This is a genomic window from Anaerotruncus massiliensis (ex Togo et al. 2026) (genome assembly GCF_900199635.1).
Taxonomy (GTDB): Bacteria; Bacillota; Clostridia; order Oscillospirales; family Ruminococcaceae; genus Anaerotruncus; species Anaerotruncus massiliensis.
This window is the reverse complement of sequence record NZ_LT962687.1, coordinates 2944904-2969991: the sequence shown is the minus strand read 5'-3', so window position 1 is coordinate 2969991 and position 25088 is coordinate 2944904. Positions and strand designations below refer to the sequence as shown.

The window sequence follows — 25088 nt, the reverse complement described above, 5'->3', positions numbered from 1 at the left end:
GATGGCAAACGTACTGGGCGTGACGCCCACCAAGGGCAGCCTGATGGCGATCCAGAAGTCGCTGTCGCTGTCCACGCTGGGCTTTGAACTGCTCGACCGCAAGCGCAACATCCTCATCCGGGAGATGATGCTGCTGATCGACAAGGTCAAATCCCTGCGCGGGGAGATCAGCTCGACCTACCGCGAGGCCTACGAGGCCCTTCAGGAAGCCAACGTGACGCTGGGCATGGTGCAGGAGACGGCGATGGCTGTCCCGGTGGACGACGGCGTGACGATCACCTACCGCAGCGTCATGGGGGTGGAGATCCCCAACGTGCGGCTGGCGGAGAGCGAGATCCGCATGTGCTACGGGCTCGACCGCACCAACTCGAGGCTCGACTACGCCTATGTCTGCTTCCAGAAGGCCAAACGCGTGACCGCGCTTCTGGCGGAGGTGGAGAACAGCGTCTACCGGCTGGCCAACGCCATCCGCAAGACGCAGCGCCGCGCGAACGCGCTGGAAAACATCGTGATCCCGCGCTACGAGGAGACGGCGAAGTTCATCACGGACGCGCTCGAGGAAAAGGACCGCGAGGAGTTTTCACGACTCAAGGTCATCAAGGCCAAAAAACAGCAGGAGGCATAAAAACCCCCTCCGCCGCATGTCCGGCGGAGGGGGTTTTCTTTGGAGAATCCGGATTTTACAGGCCCGCGGGTATTGGCAAACGCCGCGCCGTATGGTAACATAAGCACATCAGGGATCGACAGGTCCCGCAGAATGGAGACCGATGGGGGTGGCAGCGTGTTCAGGGAGCGGAAGCGTACGGCTGTGCGCACGGCGGTGGTCATGGCCGTTGCGGCGGCCACGATGGTCCTGTGCGCCGCGCTCTATATGCGCAGTGTGACCGGCACGCTGCGTGAGGAGACCCTCTCGGGGCTGCGCGAGGTCGCCCGCCAGAGTGCGGGGAACATCGCGATGCGGATCGAAAAGGACATGCAGATGCTCGAGGCGGTCTCCCGCTTTGTGGGCGCGCAGCCCGAACTGGATATCGACGGGGTGACGCGGGTGCTCTGCGAGGAGGTCGAGAGCACCAGCTTCAAGCGGATGGGGCTCATCACCCCCGACGGCACCGCGCACACCACCGACAGCGTGGAGATGGACCTGGGCGGGCGCGGCTACTTCCTGCGGGCGATGGACGGCGAGACGGTGATCTCCAAGGAGCTGACCGACTACGCCGACGGCGAGCCGATCTACGTCTACGCCACCCCCATCCTGCGCGGTGGGAGGGCGGAGGCGGTGCTCTTCGCCACCAACGCGGCCGACGCCTTCGCGTCGGTCATCAACGTGCGGATGTTCGAGGGGGCGGGCTACTCCTATCTCACCAACGCCGGGGGCGACGTGCTGGTCTATCCGGACAACCCCGAGAGCGAGCAGGGGATGTCCAACATCTTTGACCGCATGGAGGAGGGCCGCATGCTCCCCGACGAGGAGCTCGGGCGGATGCGCCGGCGGATGTCCTCGGGCGACAGCGGCGTGGAGGAGTATTTCCGCGACGGGGAGCGCCGCTACCTCTCCTACACGCCGATCGGGGTCAACGGCTGGTATGTGCTTTCGGCGGTGTCCGGCCACGTGGCCGCCAGGAAGTCCGTCTACCTCACCATGCTCACCCTCGTGGTGTGCGTCGTCACGGTCACGGTGCTCATCGGGCTGTTCGGATACATCCTCTTCATGCAGAACAGCCGCCGGCGGGAGCTCGAGCGGATCGCCTTCACCGACCCGGTCACCGGCGGGTACAACTGGAACGGGTTCATCCGCGCGGCCAGGGAGGTTGTCGGCGGCGCGGCGGAATATGTGATGGTCTCCTTTGACATCGACAAATTCAAGGTCTTCAACGACATGTTCGGGCACGGCACGGGCAACGAGCTGCTCGGGCAGATCTGGGGGATCCTTTCCCGCTCCGTGCGGGAGGGGGAGCTTTTCGCGCGGGTGTCGGCGGACACCTTCGACCTGCTGCTGCGCGCGGCGCCCGACGAGGAGATCGTCCGGCGGCTGACGGAGATCGGCGGGCAGATCAACCCGCCCGGACAGCGGTACACCCTCACTCTCTCCTTCGGGGTCTACCGGGTCGGCCCGCAGGAGACGGACGTCAGCCTGATGAGCGACCGCGCGAGCATCGCGCGCAAGTCGGGCAAGGACGACAGCCGCACGACGGTCGCCTTCTACGACCACGCGGTGCGCGACCGGATCCTGCGGGAGAAGCAGATCGAGGACGCGATGGCCTCGGCGCTCGAGAAGGGCGAGTTCGAGGTCTACCTCCAGCCCAAATACAGCGCCTCCACGCGGGAGATCGTCGGCGCGGAATCCCTCGTGCGCTGGAACCGCCCGGGGGTGGGGCTGGTGCCGCCCAACGATTTCATCCCCCTCTTTGAGCGGGACGGGTTCGTCGTCCAGATCGACGCGTTCGTGCTGCGGGAGACCTGCCGCATGCTCCGCGGATGGGCGGACGAGGGCCTGCCCGAGATCCCGGTGTCGGTCAACGTCTCCCGCGTCAACCTGCACGACCCCGGCTTTGTCGGCAAGGTGTGCGCCGCCGCGCGGGAGTACGGGGTGCCCCCCGGGCTGATCGAGCTGGAGATCACCGAGACGAGCGTGCTCGACTTCGAGAACATCGGGCGGCTGACCGGCATCATCGGGGAGCTGCACGACGCGGGCTTTTTGGTATCGATGGACGACTTCGGCAGCGGCTACTCCTCCCTCAACCTGCTGCGGCGGCTGCCGGTCGACGTGCTCAAGCTCGACCGGGCGTTCTTCGCGGGGGACGCGGACAACGCCCGCGGGCGCACGGTGATCGCCGAGGTAGCCGACCTCGCCCGCAAGCTGGACATCCAGGTGGTGGCCGAGGGGGTCGAGACGGCCGGGCAGGTGGACTTTCTCACCTCGATCGGGTGCGACGTGGTGCAGGGTTACTATTTCGCCCGGCCGATGCCCGCCGGGGAGTTTGAACGGCTGCGGCGCCCGCAAAATAAGAACGACTGAATCGGACGGGCCCCGCCGCATGGCGGCGGGGCCCGTCCTTTTTTTGCTTTTTTCGACAGAATCGCCAAAAGGATCGGGCGCGGGGCCCGTTTTCTCAAATCTTTCCTGAAAAGTCAGGATTTCGCCGTTTACGCAAATTGACTGTTCGCTCAATTCGTGTTAAGATGAGGCATAGCAAACTATACTAATATGGGGCAATTTGCCCCTTCCCGGGACGGCCGTGGGTTTGCGCGGCCGCCGCCGGTCTGATCGGCCCCGCAGGGGCCGGAGTGAGGTGCTCTATATGGAACGGATTCCGGCGCGGATGACGATGGGGATCGACATCGGCTCCACCACGGTTAAAATCATCATCGTGAAGAACGGCGACGTCGTCTACCAGCAGTACGAACGCCACATGTCGCAGGTGCGGCCCAAGACGCTCGAGCTCATCCGCATGGCGAAGGACGTCATCGGCGGCGGGGAGCTCACCGTCGCGCTCTCCGGTTCGGCGGGGCTCGGGGTCGCCAAGGCGGCGGGCCTGCCCTTCATCCAGGAGGTCTTCGCCACCGGCGAGGTGGTCAAGTCCTACGCCCCCGACACCGACTGCGTGATCGAATTGGGCGGCGAGGACGCGAAGATCATCTTCTTTACCGGCGGGCTCGAGGAGCGGATGAACGGCTCCTGCGCGGGCGGCACCGGCGCCTTTATCGACCAGATGGCGACCCTGCTCGACGTGACCCCCGAACAGCTCGACACGCTCAGCCTCGGCAGCGAAAAGCTCTATACGATCGCCTCGCGGTGCGGCGTCTTCGCCAAAAGCGACATCCAGCCGCTCTTAAACCAGGGCGCCCGCAAGGAGGACATCGCCGCCTCGATCTTCAAGGCGGTCGTCGACCAGACGATCACCGGCCTCGCGCAGGGGCGGCGGATCACCGGCAAGGTGCTCTTCCTGGGCGGCCCGCTCTACTATTTCAAGGGCCTCCAGCGGGAGTTCGTCCGTTCGCTCGGCCTCTCGCATGAAAACGCCGTCTTTCCCGACATGGGCCGCTACGCGGTGGCGCTGGGAAGCGCCCTCTTCGCCGAAAAGACGGGCCAGCCGATGACCTATGAGGAGCTCGTCGGCAGGCTCGAGGCCGCGGCCAGCGAAAGCCACGCGGCGCGTTACCTCGAGCCGCTCTTCGAGAACGCGGACGACTACGCGGCGTTTTTGAACCGCCACGGGAAGGCGTCGGTCGGCCGCGCCGACCTCGACGCCTACGAGGGGGACGCCTACCTCGGCGTCGACTGCGGCAGCACGACGACCAAGCTCGTGCTGATGGCGGAGGACGGGCGCATCCTCTACGATTACTACAGCGCGAACAGGGGCAACCCCGTCGAGATCATCCGGGAGCAGCTCGTCAAAATCCGCGCCCGCTGCGGGGACCGGGTGGCGGTGTGCGGCAGCGCGGCCACCGGCTACGGCGAGGACCTTGTGAAAAACGCCTTTTCGATCGACGCGGGCCTCGTCGAGACGATGGCCCACTTCAAGGCGGCGCGCTTCTTCGACCCCAGCGTCGACTTTATCCTCGACATCGGCGGGCAGGACATCAAATGCTTCAAGGTCCGCGACAACGCGATCGATTCGATCATGCTCAACGAGGCCTGCTCCTCCGGGTGCGGGTCGTTTATCGGCACCTTTGCCCAGTCGATGGGCTACAGCGTCGAGGAGTTCGCCAAGCTCGGCCTCTTTGCCAGATACCCCGTCGACCTTGGCAGCCGCTGCACCGTTTTCATGAACTCGTCGGTCAAGCAGGCGCAGAAGGAGGGCGCGGGCGTCGAGGATATTTCCGCGGGAATATCCATTTCGGTCGTCAAGAACGCGATTTACAAGGTCATCCGCGCCCACTCCGCCGAGGAGCTCGGGCAGAGCATCGTCGTGCAGGGGGGCACCTTCTTAAACGACGCGGTGCTCCGCAGCTTTGAGCGGGAGATCGGCCACGACGTGGTGCGCCCGGCCATCGCCGGGCTGATGGGCGCCTACGGCGCCGCGCTCTACGCGCGGGAGCTGGCGCTGCCGGAGTCGTCGCTCATCTCGGCAAAGGAGCTCGAGAGCTTCCGCCACGCCTCCAAATCGGTCACCTGCGGCCTGTGCGGCAACCACTGCAACCTCACCGTCAACACCTTCGGCGGCGGCAAGAAATTCATTTCCGGCAACCGCTGCGAACGCCCGCTCGGCCGGGAGGCGGCGGAGCCGCTGCCCAACCTCTTCGCCTGGAAGCTCGAGCAGCTTGAGGCGCTCAAGCCCCTGCCCGGCAGGCGCGGCAAAATCGGCGTCCCCCTCGGACTCAACATGCTTGAGAACCTCCCCTTCTGGCACGCCTTCCTCACCGCCCTCGGCTTCGAGGTGGTGACGAGCGGCGTCTCCACCCGCGAGACCTACATCAAGGGGCAGTTTTCCATCCCGTCGGATACCGTCTGCTATCCCGCCAAGCTGATGCACGGCCACATCGCCGACCTGCTGGAACAGGGCGTCACGACGATCTTCTACCCCTGCATGACCTACAATTTTGACGAGGAGAAGGGCGACAACCACTACAACTGCCCGGTGGTCGCCTACTACCCCGAGCTGCTGCGCGCGAACGTGTCGGAGCTTTCCGAGCCGGGCGTGCACTTCCTCTACCCCCATGTGGGCATCCACCGCCCCGCCAAGTTCGCCGACAAGCTCTTCCACAACCTGCGCGCCGTCTATCCCGACCTGACGCTGCGGGAGGTGCGGGAGGCCGCCCGGACCGCCTATACCGCCTACGACGACTGGATGAAGGCGGTGAAGGCGGAGGGCCGCCGCGCGATCGCCTGGGCGCGGGAGCAGGGCAGAAAGATCGTGGTGCTCTCGGGCAGGCCCTACCACATCGACCCGGAGATCAACCACGGCATCGACCGGCTGATCGCCTCCTTCGGCATCGTGGTCGTCAGCGAGGACTGCGTGGCCGACCTGGTGGAGCCGGTGAAGGTGCACGTGCTCAACCAGTGGACCTACCACGCGCGTCTCTACAATGCCGCCAAATATGTGACCGCCCAGCCGGACATGGAGCTGGTGCAGCTGGTCTCCTTCGGGTGCGGCATCGACGCGATCACGACCGACGAGGTCCGCGACATCCTGGAGGCGGGCGGCAAGCTCTGCACCCAGCTCAAGATCGACGAGATCACCAATCTCGGCGCGGTCAGAATCCGTATCCGCAGCCTGCTTGAGGCGGTGGAAGAAAGGGAACGCAGCCATGCAGCTACAAAATGACGAACGCGTCCTCTTTACCAAAGAGATGAAGCGCGACTATACGATCCTCGTGCCCACCATGCTTCCGGTGCACTTCAAGCTGATGCTCAACATCCTGCGTGAGTACGGCTACCGGGCGGAGCTTTTGGAGAACAGCGGCCAGCGGGTGGTGGACAGCGGCTTGCGCAACGTACATAACGACACCTGCTACCCGGCGCTGCTCGTCATCGGCCAGATGATCGACGCGCTCGAATCGGGCAGGTGGGACGTGCACAAGGTGGCGCTGCTCATCACCCAGACGGGCGGCGGCTGCCGCGCGTCCAACTACATCCACCTGCTGCGCAAGGCGCTGAAAAAAAGCGGCTACGGATTCGTGCCGGTCGTCTCCCTCTCGGCCAACGGGATGGAGAAAAACCCGGGCTTTTCCCTCACGCCGATGATGCTGGACCGCATCTTTTACGCGATGACCTACGGCGACCTGCTCATGCTGCTGGCCAACCAGTGCCGTCCCTACGAGACGGAGGCGGGCGTCACCGACGCGCTCGTCGACCGCTGGGCGAACCGGCTGACCGACGAGATGAAGGGGCGCGGCCCCCTGAGCTACCGGGCGGTGCGCCGCAACTACGACGCGATCGTCGCCGACTTCGCGGCCCTCCCCCGCAAAACGGAGGAGAAGGTGCTGGTCGGCGTGGTGGGGGAGATCTATGTGAAGTTCTCCCCCCTCGGCAACAACAACCTCGAGGATTTCCTCCTCTCCGAGGGGGCGGAGGTCGTCGTGCCGGGGCTGCTCGATTTCTGCCTCTACTGCGTCTACAACCAGCTCAACGACCACAAGCTCTACGGGGCGGGCGGCTTCTGGAAGACGCTCGTCTTCCGCAAGGTCTACGACATGCTCTGCAAAAAGCAGAAGGACGTCATCGAGGCGGTCACCCGGGAGGGCACCTTCCGGCCGGGGGGCTATTTTCCGCATACGGTGGAATTGGTCCGGGGCTATATCAGCCATGGCGTCAAAATGGGCGAGGGCTGGCTGCTGACGGCCGAAATGCTCGAGCTGATCGAGCAGGGGGTGGGCAACATCGTCTGCACCCAGCCGTTCGGCTGCCTGCCCAACCACATCGTGGGCAAGGGGATGATGCGCATCATCAAGGCGCGCAACCCCGATTCGAACATCGTGGCGGTCGACTACGACCCGGGCGCCACCAAGATCAACCAGGAGAACCGCATCAAGCTGATGCTGGCCAACGCCGCCTCGATCGCCGGGCAGCACGCGGCGCGCGAGGTGCCGCTGCCGCGGCACGAGGAGGAATACGGCGGCGAGCCCGCCGTCTCCTCTGGGTTTTTCAGCAATTCCCAGCATGAATAACAACCGGGGGGAGGGGTCTTTCTGAGCGCGGAAACCTTCTGCGGGATCGTCCTTTGCTTTTTCATTTACAGCTTTTTGGGCTGGTGCTGCGAGTGCGTCTACTGCTCCATCCCGGCCGGGCGGTTTATCAACCGGGGCTTTTTGAACGGCCCGCTCTGCCCGGTCTACGGCTTCGGCGCGCTGGCGGTCATCCACTGCCTGACGCCGGTCGATTTCAGCCTGCCGCTCCTCTTTGTCTGCGGACTGCTCGTCACGAGCGCGCTCGAATACTTCACCGGCTGGCTGCTGGAGACGATCTTCCACGCCAAGTGGTGGGACTATTCCAACATGCGCTTCAACATCCACGGCCGGGTCTGCCTACTGAATTCCGTCCTCTTCGGCCTGCTCGGCGTGTTCGTCATGCGGGTGCTGCACCCCTTTGTCGGGCGCATGGTCGGGTCTTTATCCTTTGTGACGCTCATCTGGTTCGCCTCGGCGCTGACCACCCTGCTCGCGGTCGATCTCTTCCTCTCGGTGCGCACCGCCCTGCAGCTTTCGGGCAAGCTCGACGCGCTGCGCGACGCCCTCGAGGACGCGCGCGCCCGCACCGACGCGGTCATCATGGAGAAGAAGCTCCAGCTGGAGGGGCAGCGCGCGCTGCCCCTCTCCGACCGGATCGACCGGCTGCTGGAAAAGGGGGAGGGCCTGCGCCTGCACGAGCGGCTGAACGCCCTTGCCGGCAGCCACAACGCCCTCCACCGCCGTATGCTCGACGCCTTCCCGCACATGCAGTTCCCCCGCTCCCCCGCTTCGCTTGACGCCCTGCGCGCGGGCGTCGCCAGGATGCGCGCGGAGAAAAAAGCGCGGAAGGACGCGAAAAGGGACGGGAAATAGAAAAAAGGGGCGCTTTTGAAAAAGCGCCCCTGTGACTCCGGAAACGCTGATCAGGCCGGGCTGATTGCCGAACAGTCAAAAACCGGGCCGTCAATCCAAAGGATTGACGGCCCGGTTTCTTTCGCTTCGTGGACCTGGGTGGAAATCGGCCTTATTTAAACTTGACGGCGGTGCCGTAGGCGATCACCTCGGCGGCGCCCTGCATGACGGCGGAGGAGGCGTAGCGCATGCAGACGACGGCGTCCGCGCCGAGCCCTTCCGCATCCTCGACCATCCGCTTGGTGGCGATGGCGCGGGCCTCGTTCATCATCTCGGTATAGGCCTTCAGCTCGCCGCCCACGAGGGTTTTAAACCCCTGCGTGATATCCCGGCCGATGTTTTTCGATTGGATGGTGCTGCCCCGGACGAGCCCGAGGGTCTCCAGCTCTTTTCCGCTGATCGTTTCAGTAGTTACCAAGATCATCTTCTTCACCACTCCTGATTTCTTTGATTCGTTCCGTCAGAACGTAGATGGATACGCTGATGAGCGCCAGAAAGACGAGGCAGCCCACCACCTTGAAAAAAACCGGCATGGGGACCAGCAGGCAGAGCGCCAGATAGCCGAAGAACCAGAGCACCAGAAAGGTCGTGATCACGGCGGGCGCAACGAGCTTTTTTCCCTTCAAGAAACCGCCTCCTTTTTATCCGCCGCAGCGTTTTTCCAGCGCGAGCAGCCCTTCCTTGACGTCCAGTCCGCCCGCGTAGCCGGTCAGGGAACCGTTTTTGCCCACCACCCGGTGGCAGGGCACGAGGACCGCCACGGGGTTCCGGTGGTTGGCCATGCCCACCGCCCGGCAGGCCTTTGGATTGCCGAGCCTTGCGGCGATCTGCCCGTAGGAACGGGTCTCGCCGTAGGGGATTTCGCAAAGCGCCGCCCAGTCGGCGCGCTGGAAGGCCGTGCCCTCCAGCGAGAGCGGCAAATCAAACGCGCGCCGCTCCCCGGAGAAATATTCGGCCAGCTCCCGCGCTGCCCGTCTGAGCAGGGGCGTCTCCGCCTCCGTGTAGCCCTCCGGCTTTTCGCCGCGCAGGAAGAAGAGGGCGCAGATGCCCTTCCCGTCCTCGGCGATGCCGACCGTCCCGAAGGGGGATTCGGTGTACAGGATCTGTTTCAATGCGTCGCCTCCCAACAGTCAATAAAAGGTTGTCTGGGCTGTTTTCAGGGATTTTGCCGCCCGGTCGGAGATGCGCTCCCCTCCGCGCGGCCAGCCGGTCAGCATGGGGTCGGCGGGGTCGTGCGCCGCCGCGCACCGCAGGGCGGCGGCCCGGCCGGTCGTGGCGTAGCAGTAGGCGCAGCCGCCGGGGCAGGTGTTGTACGCGCCGATGTCGACGCTTTCGCAGCAGCCGCAGGCGGGGCGCTGGCCGGGGTCCTTCGCGGCCTTGACGGGGCAGCCGAGGATCCCGCCCACAAGCTCCGGGTCGATGCAGGCCGCGTGCCCGATGCCGAAGGCCGACAGGTCGATCGTCTCCGCGCAGGTAAAGAGGGAGAAGCCGTGCCGCGCCGCGATCTCCCCGAAGCCCCCGGCCACATCCAGGCACTCCGAACGGGTCATCTCGCGGTAGGCGCCGCCCGTGTGGCGGTAGGGGTCGACGAAGCTGAAGACGCAACGTTCGGCCGCGCCCTCCAGCGCGCCGCAGAGCGCCTCGAAGCGTTCCAGATGCCATGCCGTGGGATACCGCCCGTCCACCATGACGGGATCGTACCGCCAGACGACCCGTTTGGGGCCGAGCCTCCGGGAGAGCGCCCAAAAGGCGCGGACGAGCTCCTCCTTTGGGGGCAGGCCGGGTTCCGTCCGCGGCCCGTAGGGGGTCAGCGTGAACTGGAAATAAAACGGGTAGCCCGCCGCTTCGATCCGCGGGAGAGCGTCCAGCATGGGGGTGGGGTTCTTTGTCCAAAAGACGATGCAGTCGACCGTTTCGGGCGAAAGCGGGATGCGGCTCAGCTGGCGGGGGTTATGCGGGTTCGGCACCAGGACGAAGCCCTCCGCGAGGCGGTTTAGAAACCACGCGGAATAATAGGCCGGAATATCCGTCCGGCGGCTTACGCTGAGGATCACGGCCCTTCCCTCCCCTCCGCCAGCATCGGCTTTTCATTTATTGTACCCCAATTTCCCTCCGCTTACAAGCACGGATTGCGGAGAAACCGCACCCTGTTTCAGGACCGCCGGGCGCGCCGGGATGGCCGGGAAAGCGGCGAACTTGCGAAATGGCCCGGCCTATCCGGGGAAATGGGTCAACATTGGCACTATACAACCCGGGCTAAACAGGCTATAATGGGAGAAAAGAGCTGGGAGAGGGGCTAACAGGCCATACGGATTCGAATCAGGGAGCTGCGGACGGAGCATGGATACAGAGAACAGGAGCTGGCCCGGCTGCTGTCGATCAGCGTGAGGACCCTTCGGCGGTATCAATCCGGGCAGACGAGGCTCCCGGGGGATACGCTGATGAAGCTGTCCGCGATTTTCGGCGTTCCGCCGGAGGAGATTTTGATGGAGGAGGACGAGGCTGATGACCGGTAAGATCCTATTTTCGCACGAGGGGGCCCGCTCGGAGGACGCGCTCGACCGGACGCGCCCGTTTGTTTACGAGGGGTCGCTGCTCCTTCCCGACCAGACGAACGATCCCGCCCGGGAGATTACGAATTCGATTACCATCCCGCGTGAAATCGCCCAGAAGCTCAGGCGGATCAACGGGAAGTTTTCGCTGACCGAGGTAAAGGCGGGTTATAAAAACGCGAACGTCTTTTCCCGCCGCGCAAAGGTCTTCGACTCGGTCAACCGCGTCTGCTACCTCCGCTATGCCGACGGGACGCTGCAGGTGTGCGAGTTCAAGGGGACGCGCGGCTCCAACTACAGCGCGCTCTATCCCGCGCTGGCCGGGCTGCTCCGCCGGGAGGGCTTTGAGGAGAGGGCGGACGGCTTCGCCGTTCCGGACGACCGCGTGGACCTGCTGGTGGATCTGGTCAACGAGGTCTTCCGGATGCAGGAGGCCGGAGAGCTGCGGCTGGAGGCGGCCGACGAGGTGGACACGATGACCTTCCCCGACGGCAGGCACTACTACTTCAAGGCCTACTGGAGACCGGCGGGCGCCGGGACCGCGCCGCAGGAACCCGCCGCGGATGCGGAGGACGTCCCCGGCCAGGTCGCCCAGATCCAGACGTGTATCCGCAGGCTCGCGGGGGCCGGCCTGCGCTGTGCCGGCAGGGAACAGCTGGAGGAGATCCAGCAGGCCGCGGAGCAGCTGAAAAACGAGCTGGACATCGTCTGCGGCGTCTGCCGAAACGGTTTGGATTCCTTCGACCGCGCCAGGCAGCTCGGACTTTGAAACAACAGCGGAAACCTATCACCGGGAGGACGCGGCCGGGGCCGTGTCCTCCCGGCTTTCGCTTTCGGCGGACAGCTTGCTTTTTGGCTGCCGGCAGGCTATACTGGGTATCGTACAAATGTTGTTTTTCCAACGAGGGAGGCGCCAAATGAACGACCATGAAGCCATTCTCCGGAGCGTCCCCCTTTTCGACGGGATTCGGCCCGACGAGTGGGAGCGGATGCTCGGCTGCCTCGGCGCCGTGCACCGGCGTTATCCCGCCGGGGAATTCATCCTGATGGCGGGCCAGCCCGCCGACCGGGTCGGCGTCCTGCTGGAGGGGCGCGCGCAGGTCCTGCGGGAGGAGTTTTCCGGCGCCCGCACCATCCTCACCGCCCTTGCGCCGGGGGATCTCTTCGCGGAGGCGTTTGCCTGCGCGTCGGGCGGCGGGCGGACGCTCCCGGTCAGCGTGCTTGCAACGTCGGACTGCCGCGTCCTGCTGATCGACTACCGGAAAATCATTACCGCCTGTCCGTCGGCCTGCGATTTTCACGCGCGGCTGGTCCGGAACATGCTGGCCGTGCTGGCGGACAAAAACCTGCTCCTCAACCGCAGGCTGAGGCACCTCTCCAAGCGCACCACCCGGGAGAAGCTGCTCTCCTACCTGTCGGAGGAGGCGGCGGCCCATGGCGGCAGGGAATTCGACATCCCCTTCGACCGGCAGGGGCTGGCGGACTATCTCTGCGTGGAGCGCAGCGCGATGTCCGCCGCCTTGTCCAGGCTGCGGGGGGAGGGGCTGCTGGAGACCCGCCGCAGCCATTTCCGCCTGCTGCGGCCCCGGGACCGGGAGGACGCGGAGCTGTTCTGACGGCGCGGGTAAAGAATCTGAGACGGGTGCAAAAAGCCGCGGGGCCGAACGGCCCCGCGGCTTTTCCGCCGTCCCGCGCGGCGCGGGGAAAGCGGCCTGTGAAGCGGCCCGGGGAGCGCTAATCCCCGCCCTCGGGCGAGAGGTCGAGAGGGGGCAGCGGGCGGACATATCCCGCGCCGGCCGGCCACTGGAAGGAAAGGACAGAGGGGTCGACATAGGCGCCGGGGTCGGGCTCCCCCATGCTGGCCCAGAGCAGGTAGCCCGGGATCTCGGCGGGATCGCAGAGCAGCACGGCGTCCGTCGGCCAATCCGCCGTCACCGTCACCGATTCTCCCACAGGGATGTGGTCCGGGTCGTCCGGGTCGCAGCCGTTGCCGACCTCCATGAGCGTGTGGCAGGCCCCCGCCGTGTCCTGCGCCCAAAGCTGGAGATGGGTCCCGTAGCCGTCCTGTGCCGTCCGCAGGGTGACCAGACCGTCGCAGTTGAAGGCGTAAGCGTCCGGCGTATCCGGGTTGTGCTGCCGCAGGGAAACGGAATGAGGCCTCAGCGTCATCCCGCAGGAGGGCACGAGCTGGATATCCACGCGCTCGCCCCAGTAGGCCAGCCGCCCGTAGTCCGGCCGCCCGCCGCAGGCCGCGTGGTCGAGGCATATTTCCACCCCGAATTTGATCATGCTGCCGTCCAGGTGCCGGATGTGCGGAAAGCCCATCACCGCGGACCCCTCCTCGACCAGCATGTTGTCCAGCACGCTGATGGACTGGTCGTTGGCCGGCTCCACGTTGCCGCTGTCGTTGACCGTGCAGCCCTCCAGGCTGAACTCGATGAAGTCGATGCCGGACTGCAAATGCTTCCCGGTCACGTAGGAGTGGGGCGCGCGCGCCGCCTCCAGCGGGCCCCATCCGCCGCACTGGATGAGCGCGTTGTTGAAGCAGACCGCGGGCGGCGGCGCGCCCCCCGCCGATTCGCCCGCCCCCACCCGAAGGATCATGCCGTTGTGCGCGCGGAAGCCCGCGCTCACAGCGGTGCCGAAGACGAAGAGCCAGTCCTTGAACCGCTCCTCCGCCACCAGCGCCCGCAGGCTTCCGAACAGCCCGGGCCAGGGGCCGCCGTAGGGCAGGGGCAGGTGCCAGTCGGAGAAGGGGCAGGCCGCGCTCCAGCCGTTGATCAGGTCGTGCAGGTACGCGCCCCCGCCCCCGCGGTAGAGGAACTCGGGGGCGATGAAGATTTTGAGGACCTCCTCGCTCGCGTCGGCGGCTTCAAACGCCCGCTCGACCGCCATCTGCGTGAACGCGCAGCGCGCGCTGATGTCGACGCACTGACTCAGCACGTCCCAGCGCCGGTCCCCCAGCGGGCGCTTGATGCCCGCGTAGTCCACCGCCCGCCACTGGCCGTCGAAAACCGGCCCGGTATAGACCTCCCACGGAATCAACTGTATTTTTGCGTATTTTCCCATAGTCTCACTTCCTTGTCGTTGGCAGAATCGGTCCGCGCCCCGGGCGGTGATTGCGGGGGCCGCCGGGACCGGGGCCGCGCAGGGAAAGGGCAGGCCGCGGCCGGCCCCCGCGGCCGGACCGGACCCGGGCCGGCCGGAGAGGAACTGGCCGCAGCCTGCCGCTGCCTTATCAGCTTTTTGCCGCCGTTGGGACGGCCCCGGAGGTTCCTCGGCCGGCCGGCGGATCAGCGCTGGTTTTCGAGCTTGAACTGGTAGCCGTCCTCGGCGTTGCCGTACAGGGACACCGTCACCTCGGACACGCCCTCGAGGTCCTGCTCGAAGAACTGGTCGGAGTTGAGGACGGCGGAGCTGATCTGCGCGCCCTCCTGGATTTCGGAGGCCAGGCCCCAGTACAGCTTGGGATGGAGCACGAAGGTCGCCTTCTGGCCGTAGGCGACGGTGTTCTTGGTCATCATCAGCTTGCCGTCCTTATAGAGGTCGACGCTGATGCCGCCCTCCACGTGGACGTCGTTGGCCACGTCGATGGAGCGGGTGTTTCCGGCGTTGCCGTCGTTGGTGATGGTAATGCCGGTCTCGTCCTGCAGCACGGTGTAGCGGCTGCCGATGGTGGACTGCATCATCGCGGTCTGGCAGGTGCGCTCATCCCAGGAGGCGGAAACCATGGTCTCAATGGGGTAGAGCACGTTGCAGGAGGAGCCGCGGCCCACGTTTTCGATGACCTTCCACGCGACGCCGTCCTTGAGGGCGTCGAAGGTCGGGATCTCGTTGCGCATAAACATGAAGATCTTGGGCATATCCTGGTTCATGGATTTGTTCACGTAGTGGATTTTGATTGTATTCGGCATGAATAGCATCCTTTCCATATGTATTGGGTGTTGGTCGTGCGGGGATCGGCGCGGGTTCACCACTTGGATTCCACGCGGAACCGGTAGCCGTCCTCCGCGTTGCCGTGCAGGCCCACGACCACATTGGACATGCCCTCCAGATCGAGCTCGAAAAAGCGGCTGGAGTTGAGGACGGCGGAGCCGATGGTTTCACCCTCCTGGATTTCGGAGGCGAGGCCCCAGTACAGCTTGGGATGGACCACGAAGGTCGCCTTCTGGTCGTAGGCGACGATCTTTTCGCTCATCATGATGCGGCCGTCCTTGTAGAGGTCCACGCTGACGCCGTTGGGGACGTGGACGTCGTTGCGCACATCCAGCGAGCGGGGGTTCGCCCCGTTCCCGTCCGCCAGAAGAACGATCCCCGTCTCATCCCGGGATACGCAGTACCCCTGTCCGCTGAAGGCCTTCAGACGGATGGTCGAGCAGGTCCCGTTGTTCCAGCTGGCGCAGATCTCCGTCTCCTCGGGGAAGGGAAAGACGCAGGAGGACCCGCGCCCCACCCGCTCGATGACCTTCCAGGCAACGCCGTTCTTAAGGCTGTCGAAGGTGGGGATCTCGTTCCTCGTAAACAGGAACACTTTGGGCTGGTCCAGGTTCATGGACTGGTTGGTATAGGTGATTTGAACGTCGCCAGGCATACCATACCTCCTAACAAAATGGTGTTTCCAAAGACGGGGCGCCCGTTCGTTCCCGCCGGAGAGGGGCGAGGGGCCGCCGGCGGTCCGGCGGGAACGCTGGAGGTTTAAACCTTGATGCAAGTATAGCGCCGGACCCTCTCCCCCGCCATACCCCCAAACGGGTGGGGAGGCGGCTTTTCCCGCCGGCTGCCCAAAAGGGCAGTCCCGCGGCGCGGCCCCTCAAACACCGATCTCCTCCAAAGAAAAAGCGCCGCTCTGGAGCGCCTTCACCACCAGGCTGACGCTGCAGGGCGCGCTGAAGATTCGGAAGAGGTTCCGCTTGTGGTACTTGACTGTGTCCTCGCACAGATGCAGCTGCGCCGCGGCCGCCCTCTCGGTCATCCCCCGCGCGAGGCACAGGAGGACCGCCCGCTGCTGTGCGCTCAGGCGGACGGGAGGATGTTCCGGCGTGCGGCTGAGCAGGCTCTCCCGGTACCGGTGGGACACCGTCTGGGAGAGGAGGCCGAGCAGCGTGAGGTGGAGCCGGGTGATGGATTCCCGCTCCGTCACAATGGCGAGGCAGAGCGTCTGCGTGGATAGACGGAGCGGGAGCGCGCAGAGATACCATCCGCTGAGAAACGCGCAGTAATGGTGCTGGGGCTCCGTCCGAACCGGCCTGTGCAGCCGAAGCGAGAGCGCGATCGCGTTGGTTCCCCCGTACCGCTCCGCAAAGGAGACGCCCTCGTCCAGACTGGGAAACCGCCCGTCCGGCGGCATTTTTTTTTACCAATATGCCCTGGGCGTCGGTCATTAAAAACGCCATGTGGTCGGGGAGCTCGCGGCGCACCTCCGAAATGCTGGCCTCCAGCGCGGTGATGGCCCGGTCGTGCTCGGTCCGCAGGCGTTCGAGCTGCCGGTCCTTCAGGGGGTGGGAGGGAGTCGGCTGGTCGGGCGACAGCCCCGCCCGGGCGCAGTTCTTCCAGGAGCGTAAGATCTCTTTTTCCAATGCCTGGTGATTCATTGCGACATCCTCCTTATCTGATTTACGATCCGAGTTTTAACCGCCCGCCAGGGTCCTCCCCTTCCCGCGTTTTGCGCTTTATCGATTTGAAGCCGATATTTGTTAAATTATACCATATTATTGTGCTGTCGTATCTGGCAGAATACAGCTAGCCGTGGAAACGCGCGGTTTTTTCCGGCATGGCAACGCTCTTACAAGCGGGACCCGCCGATCATGGGGACCTCCGGAAAAACAGACACGCTGCGTTTCGCCTGCGGGCCGCCGCCCCGCTCGACCAAAAAGAAAAGGCGCCAGCCGCAGGCTGGCGCCTTTTCTTTTTGCGTGAGTGTTCCGTTTGGATTCCCGGTTTCCACTGGGAGGCAACGCCTGGTCGGGGAGGGGATAACCTGCCGCAGAGGCGCCAAATAAAAGCAGCCAGTCTTTCGACTGGCTGCTTTTATTTGCCACTACCATGCAAAATCGATATTTGCTCAAAAGCATTGGGAGTTAATGATTATGCCTTTAAATTGATGCATCTCATATTAAACATAATGAGAAACTACTGCCAAGAGAAATACGCTTAAAAAGGACTTCGAAATTCGCTGACCTAAAGATGAAAAATTTTCAATTCAAAAACTTCCGGAGGGCAAGTCTTTTGCGCTATAATAGTTTGAATGCCTTTCCTTCAATAGTAATTTTATGGTAGCTTGAAATATCCAACTCATTGATGATGTCAATAAGCTCTTGACTGTTTAAAGTAATAGCAACAATAATTTGTAATGATTTGCTAATATCTGCGACTGAAGCAATAAAGCTTTTCATGTCTTCTGACACGATGCTTTGCTGTGCTGGTTCATCAAAGACAATCACACCGGGATGGTTACCATTTTTCTCGATAGACACTTGTAAAAGTGCCATCGTGAAAGCCCAAATAACACGAATACCGTCGCTGGCAGACGAGTCGAATTTCATATCGAAGCCGTCTATAGTTGGAAGAAGTGATGAATCAATAGAGATATCAATCCCCTCAAAACTCGACAAACTGCTGTAATGATACCGCTTGAGATTGTCGATAAAATTCTTTTTTAGTAAAGCTATTTTCTCCGCATCCGACTCAGTAATATCTTTTTTCGGCAACTTACCCCGTTGGTCAAGATATGTATTCCATTCCCTTGACAACTCCCTTAGCCGTTCAGTCAATGTGGTAATGGTGTTTTCTAACTTTGATAGCCGCTCGATGCGATTGGTAATCTCAATCCGCTTGAGCATAATTGCTTCCGATGCTTCTGTATCGGTGGTGGTAAAAATATCTGAACGGAGTGTATATGCCAAACGCCGAAGTGCTTGTAGCCGTGCCTCAAGGTTTTCTTTTTCCCTATGCAACTTATCGCGGGATTCTTTGCGACTTCCCAATGTGAATTCCAGCATTTTTTTTTGTTCCTTGAGGTGTCTGATGTTATCTTCAATGCTCATAAAGCCACTTATGGCTTCTACATTAAGCAAATTATCTTGAATATGCTGTTTACAAACAGGGCATACATCTACTGAAATATCGCCTTCTGTTGCTTCGGAGCCAAATTTTTGAAGCCGTGCTGCATCGTTATTATTGCGTATATCTGAATTTACGATTTCTAAATCAGCATTCAGTCGCTTAATCGCCTCGGTGTGACTTGCTAAGTTTCTCAATATGTCTTGAAGTCGACTTTCAAAAGCGAGTATTTGAGTTTGCGTTTCGGAAAGTTCACTGTTAAGTGCTTCAAAATTATCATGAACGCGAGGCTTTAATCGATGCAAGTCATTGTACTCAGCGGTCAGCACCTGTATTTCGTCTGTAATGGATAACGAACCTGAAACAGTAACAATTATTCTCGAATAATCAGTGTCTGATAAAACCCGTGGATGCATTGGGAGATTTGATATTTCACAAAATTCTGAATAAACAGATTGCTCCATGTCAGAAATCAACTGCTCCCATTCCCGTTCAAGCTGTGCTTTCACAGCGTTAAGTCGATCTCGTTCCTTTTCATTTTTCAAAGTGTCCAAACCTAATACATATTCTACAATCCGTTTTTTAGATTCTCGGATTCCAAATATGGGCATCCCGGAAAGGATGTCGGACCAACCATGTTTTTGCTCAATAAACATAGATGCAAAGACTACCTGAAGGTATAGCTTTCGCTCATTGCCATCTGATGTCCGAACCAGTGGAAGATTCATATGAAGGAATTCTTCGAGAAACGTATGAAAGCCCTTTTCGCTTATTGCGGCATTCTGAATATTAACATAATAATCCTCGGATACTGTCTTGTGATCGCCAATCGAATCGTAACTGCCATAATAAACAGTCATAAGGCGGTTATCTTTGCTTTCTGATTTAATATTCCTGTAAATTGTTCGAGTCTCATTTCCGTTACTGATTTCAAGATAACAGCCAGACTCAGTCACCGTCCATGGCGTACCGTTATCCTCAATAGTTGTTTTAAAAGCAGATGTTAGAACTTTGCTACCAATACCGCCTACACCACCGAGAATTTGTTCAAAGCCAAGGCAATAATAAATAGCTGCTAGAATGGAGCTTTTTCCACAAGTATTATCAAGACTTGCAACAAAATTCAATCCATCTCGAAATGACTCGTCAATCCCGTACACACCGTTGGCTGTGTTAATCTCAACCCTTAGCCTGTTAATTCTCAGCATCTTTAACTCTCCATTTATCGACTATTTCGTTAACTTTAGTTTCTGTTAGCTTTTTTGCAAGCAATTTTAAATTGCTTATTTCAACGACCATGAGATCACCAACAACTGCTATCTGTTCTGCGAGTCTCTGACCACGATCAGTTAGTTTATATTTTGCGGTTTGTTGTCGTTCAATTAATCCATAAGCTATTGCGTATGTAAGGGCTCTGTTAACAGCTGGGTCAAAACGAACAATGGGCACACTGCCTGTCCCTTCGGCAAACTCAATGAGTCTCATCAAATTGACCTGCGAGATTAAGGCAAATGAAATCATATGAAGCTTTATTAGTGAACAAACGTTTCCCCGACCGCAAATGCGCATGATTAAACAAAGCTGGGTGACTTTATAGCTAATACGATAATTAAAAGGAACTGCATCTGGCTTTGCGTCAAAAACAATATTGTCGTATTGTAAAGATATATCCTCCATACTCAATCACTCCTAAACTCCATTGAACAATCAGCCAGCCAGCTTGCCACCAAGTCCTGCTTTAATTCGCCAATTGATGCTTGAGTAAATCTTCTGGAAAAATCCCGTTCTAACTTAGATTGAAAATCGTTGAGAATATTATCAAATAATAAACGATTCATAGCTCTGTCTGTGTTCATGAGCGTTTTTAATGACACTTCACGTTTATAACTTTGTTCAAGCTGAAAAATGTCTTCGTATATTTCCGGGAAATTAATACGCAGACTATTCATTATTTCCAGCCCACTAATATAACAATCAACATAAATACCCACCACCTGGTTAAGCGCTTCATTAGTGTCATCATAGACAAGCATTACCGCCTTGATTTTCCTTCGTATGTTCTCCACTTTTTCAGAATCACATTTTGACCAATCAGGTGTATCCGAATGCTGAATAGCTAAATTGAGTCTCATGTCTGTTAGCGTTGTACGGATAATTCGACTGATTTCTGGTGTGAAGTCCTCCGCTGTTTTAATGACAATACGAAAACTGTCTGCAATGTGTACATAGTCTGTGGGCTTGTCTTTCTTTGCTTTTATCACTTCCTGCCGCTTGGCTTCTGCATGGGCAAGAATTCGAGAGTCCTTATACTCAGGAATATTTAAGTGCCATTCAGTAACGGGGGGAACTCCAAGCGCCCGAAGTCTGTTGGCGTTCTTCATGAGTTTTTCAATGTCAGTTGTTAGCTTCTCCCTTTGATGAGTATAAAGTTCATTATCGGAATAAGGGCGCTCTGGGCAGTAACACTGATGAACGATTCCCTTGTTGGTAAACCCTTCAATCCCGGCATCGCCGCCTTGGACTGCAGGAATAGCGGTGTAGTCGTCGCTTTGATAGCGAAGGCGGTAGCACTGAACACATAGAGTTTCCCATGCATTGCCTGTCATATATCCTTCAATGAAGCTCATGATGTCACTCACCGCAATTCCCCCTTAACAATTTCAATGAAATTGAATTTGTGTAGACTGGCTCATTGGTCAGAGCACAGGCATCTACACAAAATTCCTTGGTTTCTTCCGTGTAGCGTACCTTGATAATACTGAACAACGAATAGACTTTAATTACTACTACCTTTTTATGCATTAAAAATAGTCTATCACCTATCTTCGGAAGATTCTGAACAGTCACATCAAAAATCCTCCTTTACAATTGAAAAAACTTATATTACATTCTATGTGCCTTCCTGTCATTGCTATAGTTAGAAGTTACTCAATTGCCTCTCCCGCTATCCTATCACTCTCATGCTGATACATTCGATACCATCTCACAAGTCTGAGCATATACTCCGGGAACAGCCACGCTCGAAAAGCTTCCGCAATCTCCGGATGTGCTATCGTCCCGCCGCCCCTGCCACGGCTCGATTTAATTCCCAATGCATTTGTCGTATTGACCCAGAGACTCGGCGTCATAGTTGTGCTTGTCTTATGGACTTCCTCTATGAGCTGATCGCAAGCATCTTCCTGGAATCTGGGGTTGTAGATTTTCTCCCACACCCGCAGGTACTCAATTGTGGTACTGCTCCGCAGCCAACTCTGAATCAGGTAACTGGGGCTGGAAGATTTCTTTTCTCTTGCAATCTCAGTTAGTGATACATAAGGGTTCACGCGGATGTCCTCCATCCGCATTTTCTCGCCGAGATGAGAGAGGCGAAAGTCAGGGATATCATCCGTATTAAGCTGTTCAAAAAGCCTTTCAGAAAATTCATCCGCTTCTTCCTGGGTAATGAAGCCTTTTTTCACTGCCCGCCGGAGCACCTTTTCGGTAGATACCTCATAGGTCCACAACGCCTCAATCTGCGTCTCACGATCCGTGATGGCAAACACCCCTCTCCATGTAAAAATGCTTATAGGGATATTATACCAGACGAGTTCCTACAAAGATAGTCTCAGTCTCTCATAGTTTGAGAGAATTCCTGCCTTTTGTACTCTATTTTCAGAACGCCATCTCCTTGAATGAGAATCGTGTCTATGGTTCCTGCAACCATCCATTCATCATAGCTACCCATTTCCAATCTTCTGCACAGCTCCTCCTTGATGCTCTCCTCTGATATAGAGGGGGAGTGCTTGCAGATTCGTTTACCATGCTCCACACGATTTGCACAGCGCCAAGCAACGTCACCTGAAGGGCAGGTGATACGTCGATAGTTGGCACCACACTCCGCGCAAACCAAAAGGCCGCTCAGTACGTTCTGTGAACTGTACCGAGCGGCCCTTCGTTTGCCTGTGTCTTCGTCTATATTACTGCGTCTCCCCTTTTCACCTTGCACCATGAAGAAACTTCCGAAGTCAATAATGTGGCTGATGTACTTTTGATTAGAAAGCAGGTTATTGATTACCGGGCGAGTCCATCGTTCTTTCCCTTGTGGGGAGGGGATACCCTCCTGAAAAAGAAAATCAGCGATACCTTCGAGGCTGTCGCCCTCCAGATATCGCTGATAGATTTGCCGGACTATTTTTGCCTGCTGTGGTTCGACGAAAATGCCGGTAGGTTTCTGCACAAATCCATACGGGATAAAACCCATGATTGATCGACCTTTCTCCTAAATGGTACGAATAAGCATATTATAATGGTCTCCAAATATAATTATCTGCGTGTTTGAAGATTCTCAGAGACTATATAGGCAGACGCTAAATTAAATAATGGTGAAATTCAAAAGTTAAATAAAATGTTTTTACATGTGGCAGAACGTGATCGTTATACTATAGTTTCTCCAGAACAATGTTATAAAATAGCAACAGACCTGTCTTTTATCTTTCAATAAAAAACAGGTCTGTATTGTTGGCGGAAGCGGTGGGATTCGAACCCACGAGACGTTGCCGTCTACCTGATTTCGAGTCAGGCCCGTTATGACCACTTCGATACGCTTCCATAACAGGATATTATTATATCAGATCGCATGTCCGAAGTCAACGCATTTTTCACCTTCCGGGGCGGCCGGCGCGCAAAAAATAGACGCCCGCGCGGGGGAATTCTATTGATTCTTCGGGGAATCTGTATTATGATAAAGGTGCTGTCATTTGGCGGCGCCACGGTGCCGGCGCCGCAAAGATTGGACTTGTATGGTGAAAGGAATGAACGTGAATGGATCAAAAACGCGCGAAGGAACTGGCCATTATCGCGACCAGAATCCGCCTCGCGGGACTGGACGCGGTACATACCGCCGCTTCGGGACACATCGGCGGATCGCTGTCGGTCGCTGATATTCTGGCGGTCCTCTACTTCGAGAAGATGAGGGTGGACCCCAAGGATTCCAAGAATCCCGACCGGGACCGCTTTGTCCTTTCCAAGGGACACTGCACCCCCGCTCTCTACCCCACGCTCGCTCTGCGCGGCTTCTTCCCCGAGGAGGATTTAAAGCTCTTCCGCAGCATTGAGGGCCATATTTCGGGACATGCCGAGATGCGGCACGTCAACGGCGTCGATATGTCCACCGGCTCGCTCGGACAGGGCCTTTCGGTCGCGGTCGGCATGGCGCTGGCGGGCAAGCTCGACAAGAAGGACTACCGCGTCTACGCGGTCATGGGCGACGGCGAGATCGAGGAGGGCCAGATTTGGGAGGCCGGCATGGCCGCGGCCAAATACGGCCTGGACAATCTCTGCGGCGTCATCGACGTCAACGGCCTGCAGATCGACGGCTCCACCTCCGACGTCATGCCCACCGAGCCGCTTGATAAAAAGTGGGAAGCGTTCGGCTGGAACGTGATCAAGATCGACGGGCACGACTACTGCGCGATTTCCGACGCGTTTGACGCGGCGGCGGCCTGCAAGGGCAAGCCCACGATGATCCTGGCCAAGACGGTCAAGGGCAAGGGCGTCTCCTATATGGAGAACAACGCGGGCTGGCATGGCAAGGCGCCCAACGACGAGCAGTATGAGATCGGCCGCGCGGAACTGGAAGCGGCCCTGAAAGGTCTGGAGGGTTAATCATGGGAGAGGTAATTGCAACCCGCGCCGCATACGGCAAGGCGCTTGTGACATTCGGCGGGAGCGATCCCGACCTGATCGTGCTCGACGCCGACCTTGCGGGCGCGACGATGACCAACAGCTTTGCGAAAGCGTATCCGGAGAAGTTTTTTGATATCGGCATCGCCGAGGCGGACATGATGGGCATTGCGGCGGGCCTCGCGACCTGCGGCAAAAAACCGTTTGCCAACTCGTTCGCGATGTTTTCCGCCGGCCGCGCCTATGAGCAGGTGCGCAACTCGATCGCATACCCCCACCTCAACGTCAAGGTGATCGGCTCCCACGGCGGCCTCTCGGTCGGCGAGGACGGCGCCACCCACCAGTGCATCGAGGACTTTGCCCTCATGCGGGTTATCCCCGGCATGACGGTGCTCTGCCCCTGCGACGGCAACGAGATGACCGCCGCCGTCGAGGCGCTCCTCAACTATGATGGCCCGGCCTATATGCGCCTTGGCCGCCTTGCGGTCGAAACCGTAACCGACGCCATCCCCGGCTATCGGTTCGAGATCGGCAAGGGCATCCAGCTCGTGGACGGAAGCGACGTCACGATCATCGCCATCGGCATGATGGTCCAGGAGGCCCTCAAGGCCGCCGACCTGCTTAAGGCCGAGGGCGTCTCCGCCCGCGTGATCGATATGCACACGATCAAGCCCCTCGATACCGAGCTCGTGCTCAAGGCCGCGAAGGAAACCGGCTGCATCGTCACGAGCGAGGAACACAACGTCATCGGCGGCCTCGGCTCCGCCGTCTCCGAGTTCCTCTCGGAGACCTGCCCCACTCCGGTCGTCAAGCACGGCGTCAACGACGTGTTCGGCCGCTCCGGCAAGGCCCCCCTCGTCATGAAGGCCTACGGCCTCACCCCCGAGGGCATCGCCGAAAAAGCCCGCGCCGCGATTGCTTTGAAAAAGTAACAAAAAATAATGAGCCGCCCGTCAGGGCGGCTCTTTTCTTTGCCGCTCGGGGAGCGGCGGAGGTTGTCGGCGGCCAGCCGACAGCGATCCTTAGACTTACCGCTCAGCGAGCGGCACAGTTTGCCGGTAGTCGACCGACAGCGAGTTCCTTTCTTGCTTGCCCAAGAAAGGAACCAAAGAAGGGCACGAGGGGCTTAGGCGGCCTGCCCGGGCTGCGCCCGGAGCGCGCTACGCGCGACGGCCGCTCGCGGGCGCTCCGCCCCGCGGCCCCGGCTTGAGTCCGCTTCGCGGACCCGGCCCTGCGGGCCGGATTCTCTATAAGGATGGCCTGCGGCCAAATCCCTTTGACCCCCGCGCCGCCTCC

Annotated in this window: 23 protein-coding genes and 1 tRNA gene; 10 read left to right on the top strand and 14 right to left on the bottom strand. The window is 59.4% G+C overall.

The features are described from left to right. Position 1: 1 nt before the first annotated feature. The 5 genes from C1A13_RS14305 to C1A13_RS14285 all read left to right on the top strand — a co-directional run bounded on the left by C1A13_RS14305 (position 2) and on the right by C1A13_RS14285 (position 8481). Positions 2-625: a V-type ATP synthase subunit D gene (locus C1A13_RS14305; protein ID WP_101553100.1), complete on the top strand. Its 624-nt coding sequence runs from the start codon at positions 2-4 to the stop codon at positions 623-625. Between the two features lie 156 nt (positions 626-781). Next, positions 782-3016 carry a putative bifunctional diguanylate cyclase/phosphodiesterase gene (locus C1A13_RS14300; RefSeq protein WP_172439304.1) on the top strand — a complete coding sequence of 745 codons (2235 nt, stop codon included), beginning with the start codon at positions 782-784 and terminating at the stop codon, positions 3014-3016. Between the two features lie 283 nt (positions 3017-3299). Further along, entirely contained in the window at positions 3300-6266 is a 2967-nt protein-coding gene (locus tag C1A13_RS14295) for an acyl-CoA dehydratase activase-related protein (protein WP_101553098.1), read from the top strand. Continuing rightward, the gene (locus C1A13_RS14290) at positions 6250-7608 is read left to right on the top strand and encodes a 2-hydroxyacyl-CoA dehydratase (RefSeq protein WP_101553097.1); all 1359 of its coding nucleotides are present in this window, start codon (positions 6250-6252) and stop codon (positions 7606-7608) included. The genes C1A13_RS14295 and C1A13_RS14290 overlap by 17 nt, the downstream gene beginning before the upstream one ends. Before the next feature lie 21 nt (positions 7609-7629). Continuing rightward, positions 7630-8481: a putative ABC transporter permease gene (locus tag C1A13_RS14285; RefSeq protein ID WP_101553096.1), complete on the top strand. Its 852-nt coding sequence runs from the start codon at positions 7630-7632 to the stop codon at positions 8479-8481. A 151-nt stretch (positions 8482-8632) separates the two neighbouring features. On the opposite strand, the gene C1A13_RS14280 is transcribed toward C1A13_RS14285, so the two are convergent. Genes C1A13_RS14280 through C1A13_RS14265 form a run of 4 tightly spaced genes read right to left on the bottom strand, consistent with a single transcriptional unit; the run spans position 8633 to position 10574 of the window. Further along, positions 8633-8944 carry a YbjQ family protein gene (locus C1A13_RS14280; protein WP_101553095.1) on the bottom strand — a complete coding sequence of 104 codons (312 nt, stop codon included), beginning with the start codon at positions 8942-8944 and terminating at the stop codon, positions 8633-8635. Continuing rightward, positions 8925-9146: a hypothetical protein gene (locus C1A13_RS14275; RefSeq protein ID WP_101553094.1), complete on the bottom strand. Its 222-nt coding sequence runs from the start codon at positions 9144-9146 to the stop codon at positions 8925-8927. The genes C1A13_RS14280 and C1A13_RS14275 overlap by 20 nt, the downstream gene beginning before the upstream one ends. Positions 9147-9161: 15 nt before the next feature. Further along, positions 9162-9632 (bottom strand): methylated-DNA--[protein]-cysteine S-methyltransferase, encoded by a 471-nt coding sequence (locus tag C1A13_RS14270; RefSeq protein WP_101553093.1) that lies wholly within the window; start codon positions 9630-9632, stop codon positions 9162-9164. An 18-nt stretch (positions 9633-9650) separates the two neighbouring features. Continuing rightward, positions 9651-10574 (bottom strand): DUF1848 domain-containing protein, encoded by a 924-nt coding sequence (locus C1A13_RS14265; protein ID WP_101553092.1) that lies wholly within the window; start codon positions 10572-10574, stop codon positions 9651-9653. A gap of 252 nt (positions 10575-10826) precedes the next feature. On the opposite strand from C1A13_RS14265, the gene C1A13_RS15290 reads away from it, so the two are divergent. From C1A13_RS15290 to C1A13_RS14250, 3 genes are all read left to right on the top strand, one after another. Then, on the top strand, positions 10827-11036 hold the full coding sequence (locus C1A13_RS15290; protein ID WP_101553091.1) for a helix-turn-helix domain-containing protein: 210 nt from the start codon (positions 10827-10829) through the stop codon (positions 11034-11036). Then, a complete protein-coding gene (locus C1A13_RS14255) occupies positions 11026-11841 on the top strand; it encodes a hypothetical protein (RefSeq protein WP_101553090.1) in 816 nt (271 codons plus the stop codon). The genes C1A13_RS15290 and C1A13_RS14255 overlap by 11 nt, the downstream gene beginning before the upstream one ends. Before the next feature lie 148 nt (positions 11842-11989). Beyond that, positions 11990-12688 (top strand): Crp/Fnr family transcriptional regulator, encoded by a 699-nt coding sequence (locus tag C1A13_RS14250; RefSeq protein WP_101553089.1) that lies wholly within the window; start codon positions 11990-11992, stop codon positions 12686-12688. A gap of 118 nt (positions 12689-12806) precedes the next feature. On the opposite strand, the gene C1A13_RS14245 is transcribed toward C1A13_RS14250, so the two are convergent. The 10 genes from C1A13_RS14245 to C1A13_RS14200 form a co-directional block, all read right to left on the bottom strand. Next, on the bottom strand, positions 12807-14141 hold the full coding sequence (locus tag C1A13_RS14245) for a hypothetical protein (RefSeq protein ID WP_101553088.1): 1335 nt from the start codon (positions 14139-14141) through the stop codon (positions 12807-12809). 224 nt (positions 14142-14365) lie between these two features. Continuing rightward, entirely contained in the window at positions 14366-14986 is a 621-nt protein-coding gene (locus tag C1A13_RS14240) for a hypothetical protein (RefSeq protein WP_101553087.1), read from the bottom strand. Between the two features lie 56 nt (positions 14987-15042). Further along, positions 15043-15663: a hypothetical protein gene (locus C1A13_RS14235; protein WP_101553086.1), complete on the bottom strand. Its 621-nt coding sequence runs from the start codon at positions 15661-15663 to the stop codon at positions 15043-15045. A gap of 219 nt (positions 15664-15882) precedes the next feature. Beyond that, positions 15883-16419 carry a helix-turn-helix transcriptional regulator gene (locus tag C1A13_RS14230; protein ID WP_101553085.1) on the bottom strand — a complete coding sequence of 179 codons (537 nt, stop codon included), beginning with the start codon at positions 16417-16419 and terminating at the stop codon, positions 15883-15885. Between the two features lie 883 nt (positions 16420-17302). Beyond that, the gene (locus tag C1A13_RS14715; RefSeq protein ID WP_146021738.1) at positions 17303-19339 is read right to left on the bottom strand and encodes a hypothetical protein; all 2037 of its coding nucleotides are present in this window, start codon (positions 19337-19339) and stop codon (positions 17303-17305) included. Then, positions 19326-19808 carry a hypothetical protein gene (locus tag C1A13_RS14710; protein ID WP_146021737.1) on the bottom strand — a complete coding sequence of 161 codons (483 nt, stop codon included), beginning with the start codon at positions 19806-19808 and terminating at the stop codon, positions 19326-19328. Before C1A13_RS14710 ends, C1A13_RS14715 begins: the two co-directional genes overlap by 14 nt. Before the next feature lie 2 nt (positions 19809-19810). After that, the gene (locus C1A13_RS14215; protein WP_242970884.1) at positions 19811-20770 is read right to left on the bottom strand and encodes a hypothetical protein; all 960 of its coding nucleotides are present in this window, start codon (positions 20768-20770) and stop codon (positions 19811-19813) included. A 285-nt stretch (positions 20771-21055) separates the two neighbouring features. Beyond that, on the bottom strand, positions 21056-21673 hold the full coding sequence (locus C1A13_RS14210; RefSeq protein ID WP_242970883.1) for a KilA-N domain-containing protein: 618 nt from the start codon (positions 21671-21673) through the stop codon (positions 21056-21058). Between the two features lie 62 nt (positions 21674-21735). Next, entirely contained in the window at positions 21736-22371 is a 636-nt protein-coding gene (locus tag C1A13_RS14205) for a recombinase family protein (protein ID WP_101553082.1), read from the bottom strand. A 258-nt stretch (positions 22372-22629) separates the two neighbouring features. Continuing rightward, positions 22630-22718, bottom strand: a tRNA-Ser gene (locus tag C1A13_RS14200). 213 nt (positions 22719-22931) lie between these two features. On the opposite strand from C1A13_RS14200, the gene C1A13_RS14195 reads away from it, so the two are divergent. Together C1A13_RS14195 and C1A13_RS14190 are read left to right on the top strand one after the other, a co-directional pair. Further along, the gene (locus tag C1A13_RS14195) at positions 22932-23774 is read left to right on the top strand and encodes a transketolase (RefSeq protein WP_101553081.1); all 843 of its coding nucleotides are present in this window, start codon (positions 22932-22934) and stop codon (positions 23772-23774) included. A 2-nt stretch (positions 23775-23776) separates the two neighbouring features. Then, complete coding sequence (locus C1A13_RS14190) at positions 23777-24724, top strand: transketolase family protein (RefSeq protein WP_101553080.1); 948 nt, start codon at positions 23777-23779, stop codon at positions 24722-24724. The last annotated feature ends 364 nt before the right edge of the window (positions 24725-25088 follow it).

Bases quoted from the DNA above. Each gene is read 5' to 3' on its own strand.
- C1A13_RS14205 (WP_101553082.1), bottom strand. From the start codon at position 22,371: ATGGGTTTTATCCCGTATGGATTTGTGCAGAAACCTACCGGCATTTTC.
- C1A13_RS14710 (WP_146021737.1), bottom strand. From the start codon at position 19,808: ATGGAGGATATATCTTTACAATACGACAATATTGTTTTTGACGCAAAG.
- C1A13_RS14250 (WP_101553089.1), top strand. From the start codon at position 11,990: ATGAACGACCATGAAGCCATTCTCCGGAGCGTCCCCCTTTTCGACGGG.
- C1A13_RS14255 (WP_101553090.1), top strand. From the start codon at position 11,026: ATGACCGGTAAGATCCTATTTTCGCACGAGGGGGCCCGCTCGGAGGAC.
- C1A13_RS14190 (WP_101553080.1), top strand. From the start codon at position 23,777: ATGGGAGAGGTAATTGCAACCCGCGCCGCATACGGCAAGGCGCTTGTG.
- C1A13_RS14240 (WP_101553087.1), bottom strand. From the start codon at position 14,986: ATGCCGAATACAATCAAAATCCACTACGTGAACAAATCCATGAACCAG.
- C1A13_RS14195 (WP_101553081.1), top strand. From the start codon at position 22,932: ATGGATCAAAAACGCGCGAAGGAACTGGCCATTATCGCGACCAGAATC.
- C1A13_RS14295 (WP_101553098.1), top strand. From the start codon at position 3,300: ATGGAACGGATTCCGGCGCGGATGACGATGGGGATCGACATCGGCTCC.
- C1A13_RS14715 (WP_146021738.1), bottom strand. From the start codon at position 19,339: ATGCTGAGAATTAACAGGCTAAGGGTTGAGATTAACACAGCCAACGGT.
- C1A13_RS14245 (WP_101553088.1), bottom strand. From the start codon at position 14,141: ATGGGAAAATACGCAAAAATACAGTTGATTCCGTGGGAGGTCTATACC.
- C1A13_RS14235 (WP_101553086.1), bottom strand. From the start codon at position 15,663: ATGCCTGGCGACGTTCAAATCACCTATACCAACCAGTCCATGAACCTG.
- C1A13_RS14305 (WP_101553100.1), top strand. From the start codon at position 2: ATGGCAAACGTACTGGGCGTGACGCCCACCAAGGGCAGCCTGATGGCG.
- C1A13_RS14280 (WP_101553095.1), bottom strand. From the start codon at position 8,944: ATGATCTTGGTAACTACTGAAACGATCAGCGGAAAAGAGCTGGAGACC.
- C1A13_RS14290 (WP_101553097.1), top strand. From the start codon at position 6,250: ATGCAGCTACAAAATGACGAACGCGTCCTCTTTACCAAAGAGATGAAG.
- C1A13_RS14230 (WP_101553085.1), bottom strand. From the start codon at position 16,419: ATGCCGCCGGACGGGCGGTTTCCCAGTCTGGACGAGGGCGTCTCCTTT.